Below are 18963 nucleotides of genomic sequence, written 5' to 3'. Positions count from 1 at the left end.
GGTTTCGCTGCGCTGCACTCAGGTACACACATCAACTAATTTTATTTAAACATGCTACTCATTATTGACAATTACGACTCATTTACTTACAACCTGGTACAATATTTCCAATACCTTAATCAGGAAGTATGTGTTTACACCCATGATCAAATCAGTGTGAGCCAAATAAAAAAACTTTCTCCTACATACTTGGTCATCTCACCAGGACCAAAAGCACCTAATAATGCAGGTATTTCTATGGAGACTATTCGTACATTTTATCGTACCATTCCTATATTAGGTATTTGTCTTGGACACCAAAGTATCGCCCAAGTCTTTGGCGGTCGAATAATTCCTTCCCCGGAAATCATGCATGGAAAAACATCAACTATAGAACATAATCAACAAGGAATTTTTAAAAATATTCCGAACTATTTCAAAGCAACTCGTTATCATTCCTTGGCGGTAGATAAAAACAGTCTTCCAGACTGTTTATCTATCGATGCATGGGTATATGATGATACAATTATGGCAATTTCGCATCGTCACTATCCTGTTTTTGGTCTACAATTCCACCCAGAAGCAATATTAAGTCAATATGGACTGCAATTATTAGAGAATTTCTTAAAATATGAAACCCAATCTTCTGTTTGAACATCTCATCGCAAAAAAAAATTTAAATCCAGAGCAAATGCAAACAGTCATTCATGCCTGTATGTCAGGTCAATATAATGACGTACAAATCGCGACTTTTTTAGCGCTCATGCGTATGAAAGGTGAAACAACTGATGAATTAATTGCTGCTGCTGAAGTGATGCAACAATTGGCCCACCCGATAGAATTAGGTACTGACCTAATTGATATCGTTGGGACAGGCGGAGACGGCAAAAACACTTTTAATGTCTCAACGGCATGCAGCTTTGTAGTAGCCGCAGCAGGATACCCAGTCGCAAAACATGGCAATCGTTCTGTCTCTAGTCGTAGCGGTAGTGCCGACTTATTAGAACAAGCAGGCTTTATATTAAACCTATCCGATCAGCAAATAAAAACGTGCGTTCAACAATGCAGCTTAGCATTTTTATTTGCCCCCCACTACCATCCAGCGATGCAACATGCACGAACAGCGCGACAACAACTTGGCATTCGAACTTTATTCAATCTACTTGGCCCCTTAATTAATCCTGCTCGAGTAAAAAAACAAGTTGTTGGTGTATTTTCAACAGATTGGCAAAAACCATTAGCTACAGTTCTTGCTCGCTTAGGTAGTGAAAGAGCCTTAGTAGTAAGCTCCCAAGATGGTTTAGATGAAATCAGTATTGCAGCACCTACAAATGTCATTGAGTATCGAGAAGGGGATTTTAATCACTGGATAATTAATCCAGAAGATTATAACATCAAACATCACTCTTTAAATGAAGTTGTTGTTGATTCACCCGTTCAAAGTTTAGAATTGATTCAAGCAGTGTTTTCTGGAAAACAGGGTGCAGCACGTGACATGGTTTTATTGAATTCTGCTGCAACAATTTACTGCGCTCATGGAGATATTTCTTTTGTACACGCATTAGAGCAGGCCAAAATCGTTATAGATAACGGTAAAGCCTACAATTGTTTTACACAACTTAACCAATTAACCCAAACTTTAAATAAAGAATCGCATCATGAATAGCATGTTACAACGTATTGCCCAACGTAAGCAGGAAGAAGTTGCTCTCGCAAAGAAAAATAAACCATTAGATTTATTAACACAACAACCCATTATGGAGCGACGTGATTTCATTACCGCGCTGCAAGCTAAGAAAACTCCGGCAATTATTGCAGAAATTAAACGAGCCTCTCCAAGCAAAGGATTGATTCGAGAGGATTTCAATGTGAAAGAGATCGCTACAACCTATGAGAATCATGGTGCACGCTGCCTTTCAGTGCTTACTGATGTAGATTTTTTTCAGGGGCACCCTGATTATATAGTCCAAGCAAAATCACATTGTAAATTACCTGTACTACGGAAGGACTTTATTCTTGATTCTTATCAAATTTATGAAAGCTTAACATTAGGTGCGGACTGTATCTTACTTATTGTCGCTTTACTTGATGATGTGCAGTTAGCAGATTTCTGCCAATTAGCACATGAGCTGGAAATGGCGGTACTTGTGGAAAGCCATAATAAAGAAGAGCTGGATCGCGCTTTACAGTTACCCACGCCTTTAATTGGCATTAATAATCGTAGTCTACATACTTTTAAGACAGATATCCAACTCAGTATCCAGTTAAGACAATACATCCCCCAAGATAAAATAACTATTACTGAAAGTGGTATTAATACACATTCAGACATAAATTTGATGCAATCCCATGGGATTAATACTTTTCTCATTGGAGAAAGTCTAATGAGAGCCAAAGATATAGGAGAAGCTCTAGATCAGCTTATAACTGGGAATTAATATAACGTGAGTGCGCTCGCTGTGTGTTTTGTAGCCCTGGGTGAAGGCGTAAGCCGTAACCCGAGTTTCTGGATATGAATCTTACGATCCCGGGTTACGGCTTACGCCTTCACCCAGGCTACGTAACTACTCCCAGTTTGGCTCAGAAGGTTGTGATGGCTCAGGTTCAGGAGATCCAGGATTCTCAGGCTCATAAGGCTCTGGTTCTGTCGGATATTCATCAGGCTCATCAGGATACTCATAAGGCTCTGGTATTTCGTCACCGTTTTTCAAAATAACACCCTTATGTTTGTAAGATTTATACAATTATAGCAAAAGGAAAGAAAATGAAAGTGGCTGTAATCACCGGCGCTGCAAATGGAATTGGCTTAGCATTAAGCCAAGTCAATTTACAACGCGGTAATATTGTAGTTATGGTAGATAAAGATGAAATTAAACTTAAGCAGGAAGCCGAACGATTATTGACACTATTCCCCGAGAAAATTCTAGAAATTTCTTGTGACATAACTCAACCTAATGACATAGCACAATTGGCATACCTTGTTGAGAGTAAATTAAAGCGTATTGATTGGATCTATAACAATGCTGGGATTATGGGTCAATTAGGCCCCCTTTGGGACTTGAGTTCCGAACATATTCAAAAAGTTATGGAGGTAAATTTACATGGAATGATTCATATCATTCAGGCTTTTATCCCTTTCTTATTCCAACAAACTTTCCATTCACATATTATCAACATAGCAAGCTTATATTCACTATGTACGGGTTCCCAAACTGCTTCTTATGCCATGTCAAAACATGCAGTACTAGCTTTGTCTGAATCATTGTTTTTTGATCTGCTGCGCATGAAAAAACCAGTAGATGTCTCAGTAGTTTTCCCCTCTTTTACTGATACATCACTTTTATCTCATGCTACTAATGTAAATTCGTCTTTTCATGATGTGTTGCAATCTCTTTTATCGCATTCGCGCCCTGCCATAGATATAGCAGAACATATTGTTCATGAAGTGGAACAAAAGAAATTCTATATTTTTCCAGATAAAGAAGTAAAAGGATATTGTGAGGAACGTACCAAGGCTATGATTTTACAAGAAAACCCACATGTAACTAATATTGAAAAATTAATGGGTGCACTCATTAAACGGCAAGAATCCAGAAATTAAATGGAGCCTAGGTGAAAGTAAAGTCGTAACCTAGGCTATAATTTCTTCGATTATGCTTCCAACATATCCAATAATTCTCGACGAAATTTATGATAATCAACCTCTACAGCATGTCGTGTATGCGATTTAAATCGGTAATGAGGCTTATTCATCTCCTCATGTGCTTTTTCATGCAGTTTATCAGGCCGCTTTAAAGTTCCCATAATGATGCGCGCAGCTATTTTTGACTGATAATCAGCGAGTGGCCAGATACATCCTTGAGGCTGGCACAAACCAATAAAATATAGATTATCATAATCTGGATGCATCATTTTCCGATAAAGCGGTATCTTTGTTGAATTACTGAAGTCAGCAATTTGCTTGTCAATAAACGGGAAACTTATTTTGTAGCCTGTAGCAAAAATCACTGTATCAAACTCTTCCGACTTACCGTGAGTAAAATGGACACGATTTCCTTCGAAATGAGTAATTCCTGGGCGTGGGAAGATTTCACCGTGGCGAATAAAATAAAGCAGCTCTGTATTAATCGTTGGATGAATTTCTAAAGGACCGCAATCTGGTTTCATTAATTTATATTTAGCGTATCTACCCTGTAGGATTCGAGCAAAAAAGCTCAGAGCTTTCTGTCTTAACCAAGAAGGCATCCATCTAATTTTTGCCACTGCATCATCTGTCGGTTTACCAAATACAAACTTAGGAAAAATATGATAACCTCTGCGCATACTGATGCACGTTTTCGGAGAAACACGCGCCACTTCAACAGCAATATCACAAGCAGAGTTACCGCCTCCAACTACCAAAACACGTTGTCCCTTAAAAGCAGAAGCTTTCTTATATTGATGCGAGTGAAGCAGCTTGCCAGAGAACTCGCCTGGGTATTCAGGCATAAAAGGATCCCAATGATGTCCATTAGCGACTAATAAATAATCAAAATATTCTTCATGGGCACCCAGATTATTTTCAAAAGTGACTTTCCATTGATGCTGGTCAGTATGCTTTACCTGTAAAACATTGGTGTTAAAGCGGATGTATTTAATTAAATCAAAATGATTCGCATAGCTCCTAAAATAATCTAAAACTAAAGTATGGGATGGATAATCAGGATAGTATGCTGGCATAGGAAAGTCTTCAAACTCCGACCAACGTTTTGAACTGATAATATGGGTCGTTTCATAAACACTGGAATGATTATTTTTCTCATCATATACCCAATTCCCACCGATCTGATTATTTTTTTCAAATACAGTGATATCTGTTACACCCTGCTCTTGTAAATTTTTAATTGCAGCAAGCCCGCTTGGACCTGCTCCGATAACGCAGACACGAGGAAAATTTTCTTTACCCTTTTGCTTTATTTGCATTACTCAACACCTTTTTTACTTCTTCCATTATCATTGCTTGTACAACAGGATCTTTATCAATTGTGAAATGATTCACTGTAATGCCTTTTATCGCAGCAACATTAATGTTGTCAATACGAGTTTGCTCTGGATTTACAGCTCTAAGCTTCAAACCACTAAACATGGGCACATAGCCAGATTTGTAAAAATTCATCGCGTGTTTCACGTTAGGAGGCACAACAGTTTGAGATACAGCATCCACAGTAACCAATAAGTCCACAGAAATTCCGGCTTTATTCAAATTACGTGCAACCTTGATTTGCTCATTAGCGCCTAAAGAATGTCCCACAAGTATAATGGGTCTATGCTGCTTATGCTTTTGATAATAAGTAACAATTTCACGAGTCACATTTCCCGCGTTGTACCACATATCACTAGGTGCCGATACATTGCACTCTTCTTCAACAGTACCGCTAAGTGTTCTCATCCCCGTACTAAAAAGCCCTAACCCACCTAACATAGTATGCACTTCCCCATGATAGGGCTGCGACCCGCTTACTTTCACTGTCTTCGCTTTTTTCGCTGCTTTCGGGATTACAGATTGGTGAATAACAGACTGAGCAGTTTTAGGAATTGGTCTTTTCTCTGAAGCTCTGCCACCTGATAAGTCAACACAACCCGCTACACTCATGGTTATAAGTGAAAACAAAAATGAGCTGAAAACGCCTAATTTTTTATTTTGGAATGACTTCATTTTATTTTTATTTTATTTATTATTTAAAGCGAGAATCATAGCTTATTCTGTGAAGGTTTGCCAAGATGAGCTCATAGATGTAGTGAAATTCTTTTGTCTCTATAAGTAAGTTATTAATTTTGGTACTCTTCGTATAAGATACGAAACTTTTATGCTTAAATAGGGGCTGATTGAGTCAAAATGGTGTGATTTTAGAGCACCGAAATGCAGCATACATGTAGTATGTGAGTAGCGGAGCACATAAAAGCGCGCCCCATTTTGGTCAAGATAGTAGAATTGTCTACAGACACTGGTATGTCATTGTACGGGGCCATCATAATTGATCATAGAAAAAAGAAACGCAATTCTTACTGTCAGTCAGCTTAATCGACAGGTTAAAAGCTACCTTGAAAATGAATTGGGTACAGTCCATGTCGAAGGAGAGCTCTCTAATTTGAGTAGGCCAGTATCTGGGCATTTTTATTTTACCTTGAAAGACATTCATGCCCAAATTCGCTGTGTTTACTTTAAAAATCGCCATGCCAGCGCGCTTGCATATAAATTATGCGATGGACAACATATAGTTGCCAGCGGCAGATTAAGTCTTTATGAAGCCCGTGGTGATTATCAATTAATCGTGGAACAAATTACTGAAGCAGGCCTAGGGGCACTCTATCAACGCTTTGAAGAATTAAAAAACAAACTGGCTGCCGAAGGTTTATTTGATTCAATAAAAAAAAACCCAATTCCCGTCATGCCTCGTGCCATTGGAGTGATTACATCAACCACTGGCGCCGCAATTCGCGATATATTGTCCACACTTGCTCGACGATTTCCCTTAGCTGATGTCTTCATCTATCCAAGTGAAGTACAAGGTGCATCTGCAGCACAACAACTGATCAAGGCATTAAGACGCGCGAATTCAGAAAAACGATGTGATGTGCTTCTGCTTGCACGTGGTGGAGGAAGTATTGAAGATTTATGGGCATTTAATGATGAACAATTAGCACGCAACATTGCAAACAGCTCAATACCTATCGTATCAGGTGTGGGACACGAAACAGATTTTACAATTTCCGACTTTGTAGCGGATTACAGGGCAGAAACACCCACAGCAGCTGCTACTGCTGTGACTCCTGATTGTAATGAATTGTTTAAGTTATTAAATCATTCCATCTCACGTATGCATGAGGCAATGTACCGTTTCTTGCAAAAATACCAAATCAAATTACAGCACTTAATCGAGAAAATATCTTCACCACAAAAGACAATTGCCGGTTACTGGCAAACTACCGATTACCTTGAGAGGCAATTGATTGTTTGTATGAACTACATCATAAAACAAAAGAACCATCAACTTCATCTTTGCATCAATCATTTGAATGCTAAAAACCCTAAAACTCAAATCAAGCAAACACGAGTACTTTTACAAAGAATTTCAGTGCAATTAATCCATCATATGCAAAATAAGATCAATCAACTCAAATATCAATTGAGAACGCAATTGTCTACCTTGCATGCGATCAGTCCCTTAGCTACACTGGATAGAGGATATGCAATTGCAACGAAAAAAAATAAGGTATTGTTTTCCAACAAACAAGTAAAGATTGGTGACACAATCGATGTGCGATTGGCACAAGGCGATTTAACTTGTGAAATCACTCAAATACACGAGTAAAAAAATGCTTGAAGAATTAAATAACAGTCTTAATTGGATTATAAGCCAGACACAAAATAACATCCCCATTTTAGAAATTATCTTATTGATTATCTGGCTTTTCTTTTTTGCAGGTCTATTCTATAGAAAAATATTATGGTTGGGTATTATTCCACGACGTGTCTATGGCTTGGCAGGTATTTTATTTGCTCCACTTTTACATGCGAATTTCAACCATATATTTTTTAACTCGATCCCGTTGGTAGTTTTAAGCAATTTCATTTTGATTAACGGACTGAGTTACTTTCTTGTGGTTACAATAATAATTACTGTTTTAAGCGGAATTGCTATCTGGTGTTTTGCAAAACCTGGCTTACACATAGGTGCCAGTGGTTTAATTACTGGCTATTGGGGCTTTTTAGTGAGTAATATTTATCAGAGCGGAACACTAACTACCATAATCTTGGGCATCATTTGTATCTATTATTTTGCCGGTATCTTTTTGGGTATTTTTCCGAAAGAAAAAGGTGTATCTTGGGAGTCACATTTATTTGGTCTTTTGGCCGGTTTAGCTACAAGCTATTTATTTGCAATGTATCCGCATTACCTGCAGATAATTCAAATACCATCTAATAATTTTTAAAACACTCTGGTCTATTTACATTTTGCTGGCTTGTGAGTCAAAAATGGAGCGCCTGATTTTAACGTCCCCGAAGCACAGCTTACTGCAGTATGTGAGTAACGCAGAAAATCAAGACAGTTTGGCCAAGACAGTAGAAATGTAAACAAACCCTGTGCTATTCTAAAAATAAAAAATAATTCGAGAAATCAGGATGCAATTACTTAAAGCTCTCTTTTGTACCAGCATATTAAGTCTTTTTATTTCACCTGTATATGCCGCAACCACCCAATTCTTTATTTCTGGCTGTTGCAGTCAGATGGGCGGTATCAGCTACTGTGATTCATCTGCAGGGCGCCTTGTGTGCAAAAATGGTTTTTACTCTACGTGTTATTGCACACCACATGCTGTGATGGATTTAAATCTGTTTCGAGGATGCTGCTTATGGAAAGGTGGCGTTGTTTCTACTTACACCATAACTGGATTTGTTGTATGTAATGATGGCTCTGTTTCAGAAGAATGTTCTTTGCGCCCAGAAGAGAAAATTGCAGCTTGGTAAGTTTCCCATATATACTTCACGGTATAAACCGAGAAGTATATAGGAATCAAAAACATGTTTGATTGGATTCAATTCAGTCTCACTCTATTAAAACAGCAAAAACCTTTAATCCGCTGTCTCACCAAAAACATTACCATAGATTCTATTGCTAATAGCCTTCTAGCTTTAGGCGTAGCATCTTTCATAGCACATCAAAAAGTAAAAGCACCATCTTCAATCAAACAAGTATTTATTGATAATTTATATATTCATGACTGGGAGTTTTTCTCACATGTTATTCAAGGAGTATCGCAGCATGCGTTATAAAGCTTTATCTATAGCAGGATTTGATGGATCTGGCGGAGCCGGTATTCAAGCTGACCTGAAAACTTTTTCGGCTTTTGGTTGTTACGGTATGACCGTACTTACTGCATTACCTGTGCAAAATACTTGCGAAGTAAGACGGTGCTATGCTATCCCAATAGAAGCCATAGAAGATCAACTAAATACTCTATTTGACGATATCACACCAGACAGTATAAAAATTGGAATGTTATTTACTAGCGAGATCATTGAACTTGTAGCTTCTTTTCTTAAAAAAAAAGCAATAGATATCCCTATAGTTATTGATCCTGTGACTGTTGCTAAAAGTGGGCACTCTTTATTATTACCCGAAGCTGTGAATTCTTTGTTAACTGTACTGATGCCATTGGCTACTTTGATCACTCCTAATCTCCCTGAAGCCTCCTCTTTTACTGGAATGCATATACAATCTGAAAATGACATGTTCTCTGTTAGTCAGAAGCTACTTGATTTTGGCCCTAAATATATTCTGCTTAAAGGAGGACATTTAAAATCACCTGAATCCAACGATTTACTCATGGGAACTAATGGAGAGTATCATTGGTTTACAAGCGCGAGAATTAACTCAAAGAATACTCATGGCACTGGATGTACTCTTTCAGCAGCAATCACCGCATGTCTAGCCCAAAAAATTGATTTAATTCAAGCTTGTGGTATCGCGAAAAACTACTTATTTAATGCGATAAAAGCCGCAAAGGAAGAACATGTTGGTTTAGGAAACGGACCCGTTAATCATTTTTATCATCTTTGGCCTGTACAATTATTTGATCTTTAATAGCGGGAGCACTACTTTTAATTTAAAAACGCTGAGCTCCGAGTTTGATTAGGTATATATTTATCATAAATTGATTCTTTAAAGGAAGAAGTCTCCTCCATTAACTCACCAAAACATAAAGCACTGAAGATAGTTAATAAATAACCTACTGGTGAATAACAAAATACCGTATCTACAAGTGATGAAATACAAAAAGCAATCAGCATAGCTAGAAGAACAGGTTTAGTTTCTTTAAGTTTGAAGCAAGTAAAAAACAAGGTCCCTAAAAAAAAGAAAAAAAGCGCAATACCAATTAACCCCTGTTCAGTAAGGATCAGCCAATACTGACTATGAGGATCATTTAGTTTTTTTCCCCATGCGGGAACAGGTTGCTCCTGGGAAAAACGATACGGAAATCCACCGGTACCTATGCCTATAATTGGATGTTCTTTAAATAAAGATTCTGCATACTGATGAAATTGAATTCTAAAACCTAAAGAATTATTTTCCTCATGTTTTTGTAATAATTTAATATCATTAAACAGGGCGCGAACATTTCCTTGCATTATGGGACTTAAAGGATAAGTTACAAGAACTGTGCAAAAAAATAGTATCACTCCCATGATTGCTTTTTTCAAAGACATTCTTTGTAAAATTAACATTATCATTAAAATTGCAAAAATTAAATATGCTGTTTTTCCAGTATTTACAAAGAAAATTTGATAAATTCCCAAAAAAATCATGGAAGAATAAAAAATACGCTGCGGTAAACTCACTCCTTTTTTGAAGATTTGTAAACCTGCAAGATAAATACCAAAAGCAATTATATATCCTGTAACAATATGGTTATAAAATACTTCACCAGCATCATAAGCATCTATTAAAAAAAGATTTCTTATTTGTTTTAAAATCGAAAGAATACAGGTCAATAGCGCAGCTGAGATGTAACTATTTAGAACCCATTGTCTGGTGCTCTGTTTAATAAAAACCACTGTAAGAATGGGTAGAATAATTAACTTAGAAAACTTATCAACTGTACTGAAACGTCCTGAGAATGGTGCATCTGACCAGAAACACGCAAGGATAACATAAAGAAATAAAACCAACGCTGCCCGTGCCCATAAGGTATTAAAAGCATAATATAAATAATGCCTATAATAAGGGGTAAACACTATTGCCAATAGGGTTAATACCATTAAAACTGACTTGACACTCACACTAATAGGAATAAAAAAAACTAATAAAACAACAAGGGCCGGAGCTAATTGATTAATTTTTTCAGTTAATATCGTTGACCTCAAACTAGTTCCTCTCTGCTTTTGGCCAAAGAAGGCAATTGATCCATATTGCTATCTTGATACAATTGCTTAACACCACGATAAAAAGTACCTTGTGCATTAAAAATTGCAAATAGAAACCCTATTCTGCCATCCAGAAATCCTCGTTGCAATATATAACATCTAAAAAACATCCAGGAAGTGCTTGCCATTATCTTACTGAAACCTGGTTTTCGTTTATTCGCGATGTATGTTTTTGCACTGTAAGAGGAATATTTATTCATTTTATATAACGCATGACTCACATCCTTAAATGAGTGATGCATAATGGGGTTTTTTATTTTACCAATGCGCATCTCTTCAGAAAGAACTATCTTTTCATGAACAATATCATTACTATAATGAGCATTGGCGCGTTTAAAAAGGCGAATATGTCGTTTAGGGCTCGAGGAATATTTTAAAGGCTTGTTATAAAAATACATCTGAATTGCGATTCGAAAAGCATCAGCAGAATCAGAAGTTATTGCTTGAAGAATTTCTCGCTGGAGTTCTTCGCTCACTGCCTCATCTGCATCAAGATTTAATACCCACTCGCCCTGAGCTTTTAATAAAGCCCTTTGTTTTTGAACTCCATAACCAAGCCAATCTGTAGAAAAAACATGCTCCGTATATTCTTTAGCAATATCAACCGTGTTATCGGTACTTCCTGAGTCCATTACTATTATTTCATCAGCGAATTGAACAGATTCGAGACACCTTCTAATATTCTCTTCTTCATTTTTAGTTATTATTATTACACTCAATATCATTTAAAAAACGCCCTCTCGATGATCATGGCTATCAAAGTGTAACTTACCATCTTTAACTTTTAAGGTGACATGACCACCATGCACCAGCTTACCAAATAAAAGTTCATCAGCAAGAGGTTTTTTTACATTTTCTTGAATCAATCTGGCCATTGGACGAGCCCCCATCACTTTGTCATAACCATGTTCAATAAGCCATTCACGCGCCATTTTATCAACGTTAAAAGTAACCCCTTTATGACTTAATTGCTCATCCAACTCCATAATAAATTTATCAACTACTAAGCCAATCGTCACTGCATCCAATGGAGCAAAGTTAATGATTGCATCAAGTCTGTTTCTAAACTCAGGGCTAAATTGTTTTTTAATTACTTCAAGCCCATCATTACTATTGTCTTGTTGTGAGAAACCGATAGAATTTCGTACCAACTCCCCTGCCCCCGCATTAGAGGTCATAACCAGGATAATGTGTCTAAAGTCTGCTTGACGTCCATTAGTATCGGTTAAAACTCCATGATCCATAATCTGCAGCAGCAAATTAAATACATCTGGGTGCGCTTTTTCGATTTCATCAAGCAACAATACTGCATGAGGGTTTTTAGTTACAGCTTCCGTCAAGAGCCCCCCTTGATCATAACCAACATATCCTGGAGGAGCACCAATTAAACGTGAAACAGTATGTTTTTCCATGTATTCAGACATATCAAAACGTAATAATTCTATGCCTAAGACATTGGCCAATTGTCTGGTCACCTCTGTTTTTCCAACACCTGTTGGTCCAGCAAACAAGAAACAACCTACAGGTTTTTGAGGATCTCTAAGTCCAGAACGACCTAATTTAATTGCAGAAGCTAATGCTGTGATTGCTTGATCTTGTCCATAGACTAAAAGCTTCAAATCACGTTCTAAATTACGCAAGGTATCTTTATCACGAGCTGATACTTTCTTAATCGGTATGCGAGCTATTTTTGCAACAACACTCTCAATTTCAGTCACACTTATTATTTTTTTACGCTTGCTTGCCGTTAATAAGTTCTGATAAGCCCCTGCTTCATCAACAACATCAATTGCTTTATCTGGTAAAAATCGGTCATTAATGTATTTTGCAGAGAGTTCAGAAGCTGCTTTTAATGCAGGAATGGTGAATTTCACTCCATGATGTTCTTCTAATCGACCTTTTAGTCCTTTCAATATTTCAAAAGTTTCATCGACTGTAGGTTCAGGAATATCAATTTTTTGGAAGCGTCTTGCTAAAGCTCTGTCTTTTTCAAAAATACCTCGGTATTCCTGATATGTTGTAGAACCAATGCATTTTAACTCACCATTTGCCAGCAATGGCTTAATTAAATTGGATGCATCCATAACACCGCCTGAGGCTGCTCCAGCACCAATAATTGTATGAATTTCATCAATAAACAGTACAGCTCCTTCCTGTTGTCCTAACTGCTTTAATACTGCTTTTAATCGTTTTTCAAAATCACCCCGATATTTGGTTCCGGCGAGTAAAGCACCCAGATCAAGTGAATAGACGATACAATCACGGATTGCATCCGGTATTTCACCATCTACAATGCGTCGGGCTAAGCCCTCAGCAATTGCGGTTTTACCCACACCTGCTTCCCCAACAAGTAATGGATTATTTTTCCTGCGTCGACACAACACCTGTATTGTACGCTGTACTTCTTCATGACGCCCGATTAAAGGATCAATCTTTCCTTGTTTCGCACGTCGGTTGAGGTTTGTGCAATAACTTTCTAGAGGTGACTCATTACCTTCTGATGAGCCCATATCATCTTCCATAGAATTCATATTCTCATGCATATCATTATTTTGATACTTAGAAACACCATGAGAAATATAATTAATCACATCAAGTCGCGTAATATTTTCCCTACGTAAGAAATAAACTGCCTGGCTTTCTTGTTCACTAAAAATAGCTGCTAAAACATTAGCTCCGGTAACCTCGGTTTTTCCTGCAGATTGCACATGAAATACAGCACGTTGTAATACACGTTGAAAACCAAGTGTAGGTTGAGTTTCTCTATCTAATTCATCTTCAGGGATTCTTGGAGTAGTTTCATCGATGAATTCAATTAAATCCCGGCGTAATGCTTCAATATTTGCATCACATGCTTGCAATACACTTCCAGCTGCTGGGTTATCAAGCAATGACAATAACAAATGCTCAACAGTCATAAATTCATGACGTTTTTCCTTTGCTTCCTTGAAAGCTAGATTCAAGGTGAATTCAAGTTCTTTATTTAACATTGTCGTTGCTCCTCTTCAGCCCATAGCAAATTACTCGGGTTCCATGCTGGATAGCAATGGGTGCTGATTCATTCTGGCGTATTCATTTACCAGCGCTACTTTTGTTTCTGCTATATCTCGCGTAAATACCCCACACACGCCTTTTCCTTGAATGTGAACCTGTAACATCACCTGAATCGCAGTTTCTTCACTAAGATGAAAAAAATGCTTCAGTACATCAACTACAAAATCCATAGGTGTATAATCATCATTGAGCAACACTACTTTGTACTTCCTAGGCACTCTGATTTCGGTGCTCTGCTCCGGATCAGCTACTTTAGGCCTTATAATTTCTTCTAGATTCTGCCCACTCATAACATACAACCTCTATATTATTTTTATAGACTCCCTACGCACTTTTGGCCAGTAAAATCAGCTAATTTTAATGAAAAAATTAGCCTTTGAAATAATCAAAAACATATTGATTAGATAGCATTCATTAACGATAGAAATCATAAATGGCGTAAATTTCAACCTAATGGAAGTAATGTGCAATTCGGAGAGACTGCATTTATCTCTCCAAATTGCACTCATTTCCTTCGGCTATGCTTATCCCATATATTTTACATTTGCTTAATTACTTCATCTCCAAAACCAGAGCTACTCACCAATGTTGCACCGATCATGCCACGTTCAAAATCATAAGTTACTGTTTTGGCTGCTATAGCACCTTGCATGCCTTTAATAATTAAATCAGCCGCCTCAGTCCAACCCATATGACGTAACATCATTTCTGCAGAAAGGATAATGGAGCCAGGATTTACTTTATTCTTGCCCGCATATTTTGGCGCAGTTCCATGAGTTGCTTCAAATACAGCAACTTTGTCACTTAAATTTGCACCTGGAGCAATGCCGATCCCACCTACTTGGGCTGCCAAAGCATCAGAAATGTAGTCGCCATTTAAATTAAGTGTAGCAATTACGCTGTAATCTTCTGGTCTTAAAAGAATTTGTTGTAGAAACGCATCCGCAATAACATCATTAATGATGATTCGCTTCCCTGTTTTAGGACTCTTGATTTCCATCCAGGGGCCGCCTTCATATTCTTTGGCGTCAAAAAAATTACGTGCAACTTGATAACCCCAATCTTTAAATGCACCCTCGGTAAATTTCATAATATTGCCCTTATGAACCAAAGTTACCGTGTGCCGGTCATTATCAATTGCATATTGGATTGCTGCTCTGACTAAGCGCGTAGTTCCTTCCTTAGAAACTGGTTTAACCCCTATGCCACACTGCTCAGGAAAACGGATTTTTTTAACACCCATATCTTTTATCAAGAATTCAATCACTTTTTTGGCTTCAGGGGTATCAGCTTGCCATTCAATACCCGCATAAATATCTTCAGAATTTTCCCTAAAAATAACCATATCCGTTTTTTCAGGCTCTTTAAGGGGACTTGGAACGCCAGTGAAATAACGAATTGGACGTAAACAAGTATAGAGATCCAGTTCTTGACGAATTGCAACATTCAGCGAGCGAATTCCACCACCGACAGGAGTAGTCAAGGGGCCTTTAATCGAAACAACATATTCTTGCAGTGCGTCTAAAGTTTCTTTAGGTAACCATTGATCAGATCCATAAACTTTTGTTGCTTTTTCACCCGCATACACTTCCATCCAGGCAATTTTTCTCTTATCGCCATATGCTTTTGCAACCGCAGCATCAACAACTCGAATCATAGGAGGTGTTACATCTACACCAATGCCATCTCCTTCAATAAAAGGGATAATGGGATTATTGGGTACACGAAGTGATAGATCAGCAGTAACTGTAATAGCTTCACCATGTGAAGGCACTTTGATTTTATCGTATGTCATTGACAACTCCGTAAAATGAGAGAGAAGGCAATGATAGCATGTGATAACTTGGAATCCCAAGTACCATTTCTATTTAATTCTTCGTGGTTGGAAGCTTACTAAGCATGTTGCAACATTTTGATTTGCTCAATCAGTTGATCATATCCTGCTTCAACATTGATATAATCATTTTTTGCTAAATAAATAGATAATGATCCATCATCTGTTGCAGAAGATTTTTGTAAAACACCATTATAACCTTGACTTTTCAAACGAAGAAAATCATTAATTTTGGTAACTAAATAAAAATTCCGAAAATAATTTTCAGGAACCATATAAATCGCCTGAGCATCATTTTCCAACGATTTTCCTGGTAAATAATCTTTGAGCGAATAAGATGAATTATTATGAACAGCAACTACTTTACCTTTCGGCAGTAGCTGTTTAATTTTACTTGCCAACTTATTTACTTCCTGATGCGCCTGGGGACTATATGGCCCAAACTGCGAAAGCGTTTTTTTAATCCCATTATCTGTAAAAATTCGATTCGGATCAAATTCATAACGCTTATTATGTAAATGAAATACTATGTTGCGACCACCAGAGTGTACTAAAGCAATAAGGCTCCCCCCGTCTCTCTGGATCACTGCCTGTGCTGCTTTTAAAGCTGTTTGTTCACTACGATGTAAATGAATATAGGTCTTGCCTTTGCCTAGTGTATGCTTAATCTCTACTTTTTCATCACCAACCATAACAATATGATTCATTGCATATGCAAATTGACAAAAAAAAAGTGAAAGCAAGATTGTGTATTTCATGTAAATTTTCACCTTAAGGTATAATTTTTGCCTTATTGTACAATAATTAACCTTTAAAAACAATGGATTGTATTGAAAGTTTGCTCATCATATAGAAAGCACCTACTATAAGCGCACTCAAACCCTTTTTATATCATACTTAATGCCGGAAATTATACTTTTCAATAAACCTTATGGTATCGTCAGTCAATTTTCTGGTGAGAATCCTGAATACACATTAGCTGCTTTTATTGATAAACCTGATTTTTATGCAGCAGGACGATTGGATAAAAACAGTGAAGGGTTATTATTATTAACCAATAATGGCGCTTTGCAACATCATCTTACCCATCCCAAATTCAATAAAAGGAAGTATTATTGGGTGCAGGTGGAAGGAATACCTACTGAGTTAGACTTAGAACCTCTGAAAAAGGGATTGGTTCTTAAAGACATTAGCTTTTTGCCAGCTCAAGTCAGACTCATTGATGCCCCCCCATTATGGCCGCGTAATCCTCCAATCCGCTTTCGACAAAATATCCCTACTCGTTGGCTAGAGATTATTCTAAAAGAAGGAAAAAATCATCAGGTTCGCAAAATGACTGCAGCAATTGGCTTCCCTACTTTAAGATTGGTACGACATCAGATCGCTGATTGGAAATTGGAGAATTTACAACCTGGAGAATATAGAGCAATACGCTACCAATTTAAATAACCCAGAAGTCATCCCGAGTCTGAGAATCTTTTTATACACTTCGTTCACGCCCCTTTATAAGGGGCGTCTAAGTATTGGATCTGTCGTCATCCTGCAAATTGACACACAATCAGAGGAAAATTCTTGTTTAAAACCAAGAATAATAAACTTCAATCTGCCGCATAGTTGCATGGATAAGAGCTGTTTTTTTAAAAAAACCATATAACCCTTATGTAGTAAGAATTATAGACCGCTTTTAAAATGAAAAGTCCTATTTAAACCCTGACTGATTCTGATGTTGTACTTCAATATCTATTAGTAGTTCATGTTTTTTCAACAACTTATACATATCAGAGATTAGAGCAACGCTAACAACGGGATTATTGGTTACCCCTCGACCATAATTATCGCGCGCTACCTGCTTTGTTACATCCGCTATGGATTTTAGATTGGTTTTTTTTGTGGTTTCATCAACTGAACTCCTGTCAACGACCTCAGCCAAGGCTTTCATTCCATAAAGTCCGGCGGAATAGCAATTGGAGCTATTCATGGTACAATGTTGCGGTTCACAAATAGTCTTATTAATATCTGCAACCATCTCTTTTACTTGTTTACCTGATATCACTACCGTATTAGGATGAGCAGGTCTATCGGGAGTAACTACTCTAAATGCAAAAGAGGAGTGATAAAACGGCGATTTGCCTTTACTTAAATCAGTAAATGCTTGTTTTCTTGCAAAGCTTACCTCATAGCATGCATCGTCAGGAAGATCCTCCACTGCTGTACTAATCATATTCTCAGGTTTAATGACGACTTGTGGTACTTTCGGGTTTGGTGTGAGCGGTACTGTTATGAAGTCACCGCCGACAGGCATATCGTAATGCTTCTCATTATCCATACGAGTGCCCAGTTGTTTCAAAAATAACGGACTCTTGTTAATCGCATCGAGATAATGGTGCTTAGGATATTTTTTAGGATCCCATGGACCAACATCAGGACTTTGTCTACCTATAACAACGTATTCTTTTTGATTCGCTTGAACTTGTTCTCTTGTAGGGAGTTCTGTTGCGTCCGATAGAGGGTTCATTTGCTCTTCGAATTGCTTATATTGGTATACTTGCTGAAACAAATAAGTCATACCAGATCCCATCCCGACTAATCCAGGTTTAGTTATAAATCTTGCCCAAGCCATATTTACTACCTCAAAATTTAATTGATTAAACTAAGTATACTAATTAAACATTAAGGAATTATTATGATCATAATTGTTATTAAGAATATTTCTAATGGAACCTTATTTGATACGATCGTAATCAAGGATTTAGCAATTCCTATTGAGTTTGTTGAAGAAGCTCTCTAGGCAGCTAACAAAGATTTGAATCCTGTAATGACATTTGCTTGGGATAATTATATGACCACGAAATCATATGTTTTATTAAAACAGGCACAACGGGTTGATGAATGGTGAGAATCTGGTTGGAAAATGCTCCAAGTAGAAAAAAAGATATTCGTGCACATGGTTATGATGTATTGAACAATGACAAAGTCGTTAAAGAACTGAGTAATATGAGTACAATAACAGAAAGAACGGACCATAAAGATAAGCACGTTGAGCATCATGATGATCAACATGAACCTAAGATGTAGTTACAAATCAACTACTTCATTTTGGTTGGCGTAATGAATATTAATGGTTGTATCC

The 18963-nt window shown here is 37.4% G+C and carries 21 protein-coding genes; 11 read left to right on the top strand and 10 right to left on the bottom strand.

The features are described 5' to 3' along the window. The first annotated feature begins 51 nt into the window (after nt 1-51). Genes Ltuc_RS03640 through trpC form a run of 3 tightly spaced genes read left to right on the top strand, consistent with a single transcriptional unit; the run spans nt 52 to nt 2417 of the window. Nucleotides 52-633, top strand: a complete 582-nt coding sequence (locus Ltuc_RS03640; RefSeq protein WP_058519973.1) for an anthranilate synthase component II — start codon at nt 52-54, stop codon at nt 631-633. Further along, a complete protein-coding gene (gene trpD, locus Ltuc_RS03635) occupies nt 611-1645 on the top strand; it encodes an anthranilate phosphoribosyltransferase (RefSeq protein ID WP_058519972.1) in 1035 nt (344 codons plus the stop codon). Before Ltuc_RS03640 ends, trpD begins: the two co-directional genes overlap by 23 nt. Then, the gene (gene trpC / locus Ltuc_RS03630; protein ID WP_058519971.1) at nt 1638-2417 is read left to right on the top strand and encodes an indole-3-glycerol phosphate synthase TrpC; all 780 of its coding nucleotides are present in this window, start codon (nt 1638-1640) and stop codon (nt 2415-2417) included. The genes trpD and trpC overlap by 8 nt, the downstream gene beginning before the upstream one ends. A 126-nt stretch (nt 2418-2543) precedes the next feature. Here trpC and Ltuc_RS15500 read toward each other — a convergent pair whose 3' ends face one another. Further along, nucleotides 2544-2690, bottom strand: coding sequence for a hypothetical protein (locus Ltuc_RS15500; RefSeq protein WP_165480981.1), 147 nt, complete (start codon nt 2688-2690; stop codon nt 2544-2546). Nucleotides 2691-2743: 53 nt separating this feature from the next. Between Ltuc_RS15500 and Ltuc_RS03625 the strand changes: the two genes are divergently transcribed. Further along, nucleotides 2744-3580 (top strand): SDR family NAD(P)-dependent oxidoreductase, encoded by an 837-nt coding sequence (locus Ltuc_RS03625; RefSeq protein WP_058519970.1) that lies wholly within the window; start codon nt 2744-2746, stop codon nt 3578-3580. 50 nt (nt 3581-3630) lie between these two features. Here the strand turns inward: Ltuc_RS03625 and Ltuc_RS03620 are convergent, their stop codons facing one another. Further along, a complete protein-coding gene (locus Ltuc_RS03620; protein ID WP_058519969.1) occupies nt 3631-4941 on the bottom strand; it encodes a flavin-containing monooxygenase in 1311 nt (436 codons plus the stop codon). Continuing rightward, nucleotides 4919-5674, bottom strand: coding sequence for a hypothetical protein (locus Ltuc_RS03615; RefSeq protein WP_058519968.1), 756 nt, complete (start codon nt 5672-5674; stop codon nt 4919-4921). Before Ltuc_RS03615 ends, Ltuc_RS03620 begins: the two co-directional genes overlap by 23 nt. A 319-nt stretch (nt 5675-5993) precedes the next feature. Between Ltuc_RS03615 and xseA the strand changes: the two genes are divergently transcribed. The 5 genes from xseA to thiD all read left to right on the top strand — a co-directional run bounded on the left by xseA (nt 5994) and on the right by thiD (nt 9605). Further along, on the top strand, nt 5994-7331 hold the full coding sequence (gene xseA, locus Ltuc_RS03610; protein ID WP_238584063.1) for an exodeoxyribonuclease VII large subunit: 1338 nt from the start codon (nt 5994-5996) through the stop codon (nt 7329-7331). A 4-nt stretch (nt 7332-7335) separates the two neighbouring features. Then, entirely contained in the window at nt 7336-7953 is a 618-nt protein-coding gene (locus Ltuc_RS03605; RefSeq protein ID WP_058521591.1) for a rhomboid family intramembrane serine protease, read from the top strand. 190 nt (nt 7954-8143) lie between these two features. Continuing rightward, entirely contained in the window at nt 8144-8488 is a 345-nt protein-coding gene (locus Ltuc_RS03600) for a hypothetical protein (protein ID WP_058519967.1), read from the top strand. A gap of 54 nt (nt 8489-8542) precedes the next feature. After that, a complete protein-coding gene (locus Ltuc_RS03595; protein ID WP_058519966.1) occupies nt 8543-8794 on the top strand; it encodes a hydroxyethylthiazole kinase in 252 nt (83 codons plus the stop codon). Continuing rightward, the gene (gene thiD, locus Ltuc_RS03590; RefSeq protein ID WP_058519965.1) at nt 8784-9605 is read left to right on the top strand and encodes a bifunctional hydroxymethylpyrimidine kinase/phosphomethylpyrimidine kinase; all 822 of its coding nucleotides are present in this window, start codon (nt 8784-8786) and stop codon (nt 9603-9605) included. The genes Ltuc_RS03595 and thiD overlap by 11 nt, the downstream gene beginning before the upstream one ends. 17 nt (nt 9606-9622) lie before the next feature. Here thiD and Ltuc_RS03585 read toward each other — a convergent pair whose 3' ends face one another. The 6 genes from Ltuc_RS03585 to Ltuc_RS03560 form a co-directional block, all read right to left on the bottom strand. Continuing rightward, a complete protein-coding gene (locus Ltuc_RS03585) occupies nt 9623-10885 on the bottom strand; it encodes an O-antigen ligase family protein (protein WP_058519964.1) in 1263 nt (420 codons plus the stop codon). Continuing rightward, a complete protein-coding gene (locus tag Ltuc_RS03580; protein ID WP_058519963.1) occupies nt 10882-11670 on the bottom strand; it encodes a glycosyltransferase family 2 protein in 789 nt (262 codons plus the stop codon). Before Ltuc_RS03580 ends, Ltuc_RS03585 begins: the two co-directional genes overlap by 4 nt. Beyond that, entirely contained in the window at nt 11671-13935 is a 2265-nt protein-coding gene (gene clpA, locus Ltuc_RS03575) for an ATP-dependent Clp protease ATP-binding subunit ClpA (protein ID WP_058519962.1), read from the bottom strand. A 30-nt stretch (nt 13936-13965) separates the two neighbouring features. Beyond that, nucleotides 13966-14289 carry an ATP-dependent Clp protease adapter ClpS gene (gene clpS, locus Ltuc_RS03570; RefSeq protein WP_058519961.1) on the bottom strand — a complete coding sequence of 108 codons (324 nt, stop codon included), beginning with the start codon at nt 14287-14289 and terminating at the stop codon, nt 13966-13968. A gap of 248 nt (nt 14290-14537) precedes the next feature. Next, on the bottom strand, nt 14538-15794 hold the full coding sequence (icd, locus tag Ltuc_RS03565) for an NADP-dependent isocitrate dehydrogenase (protein ID WP_058519960.1): 1257 nt from the start codon (nt 15792-15794) through the stop codon (nt 14538-14540). A 98-nt stretch (nt 15795-15892) separates the two neighbouring features. Beyond that, nucleotides 15893-16591, bottom strand: coding sequence for an SAM-dependent methyltransferase (locus Ltuc_RS03560; RefSeq protein WP_193786839.1), 699 nt, complete (start codon nt 16589-16591; stop codon nt 15893-15895). Nucleotides 16592-16733: 142 nt separating this feature from the next. Between Ltuc_RS03560 and Ltuc_RS03555 the strand changes: the two genes are divergently transcribed. Beyond that, complete coding sequence (locus Ltuc_RS03555) at nt 16734-17282, top strand: pseudouridine synthase (protein ID WP_058519959.1); 549 nt, start codon at nt 16734-16736, stop codon at nt 17280-17282. A 250-nt stretch (nt 17283-17532) separates the two neighbouring features. Here the strand turns inward: Ltuc_RS03555 and Ltuc_RS03550 are convergent, their stop codons facing one another. Next, nucleotides 17533-18453, bottom strand: coding sequence for a hypothetical protein (locus Ltuc_RS03550; RefSeq protein WP_058519958.1), 921 nt, complete (start codon nt 18451-18453; stop codon nt 17533-17535). Nucleotides 18454-18722: 269 nt separating this feature from the next. Between Ltuc_RS03550 and Ltuc_RS03545 the strand changes: the two genes are divergently transcribed. Continuing rightward, nucleotides 18723-18908: a hypothetical protein gene (locus Ltuc_RS03545; protein WP_058519957.1), complete on the top strand. Its 186-nt coding sequence runs from the start codon at nt 18723-18725 to the stop codon at nt 18906-18908. Nucleotides 18909-18963: the final 55 nt, after the last annotated feature.

Source organism: Legionella tucsonensis (assembly GCF_001468035.1).
Taxonomy (GTDB): Bacteria; Pseudomonadota; Gammaproteobacteria; order Legionellales; family Legionellaceae; genus Legionella; species Legionella tucsonensis.
The sequence above is the reverse complement of the archived record's forward strand: the minus strand, read 5'-3'. Positions and strand labels throughout refer to the sequence as shown.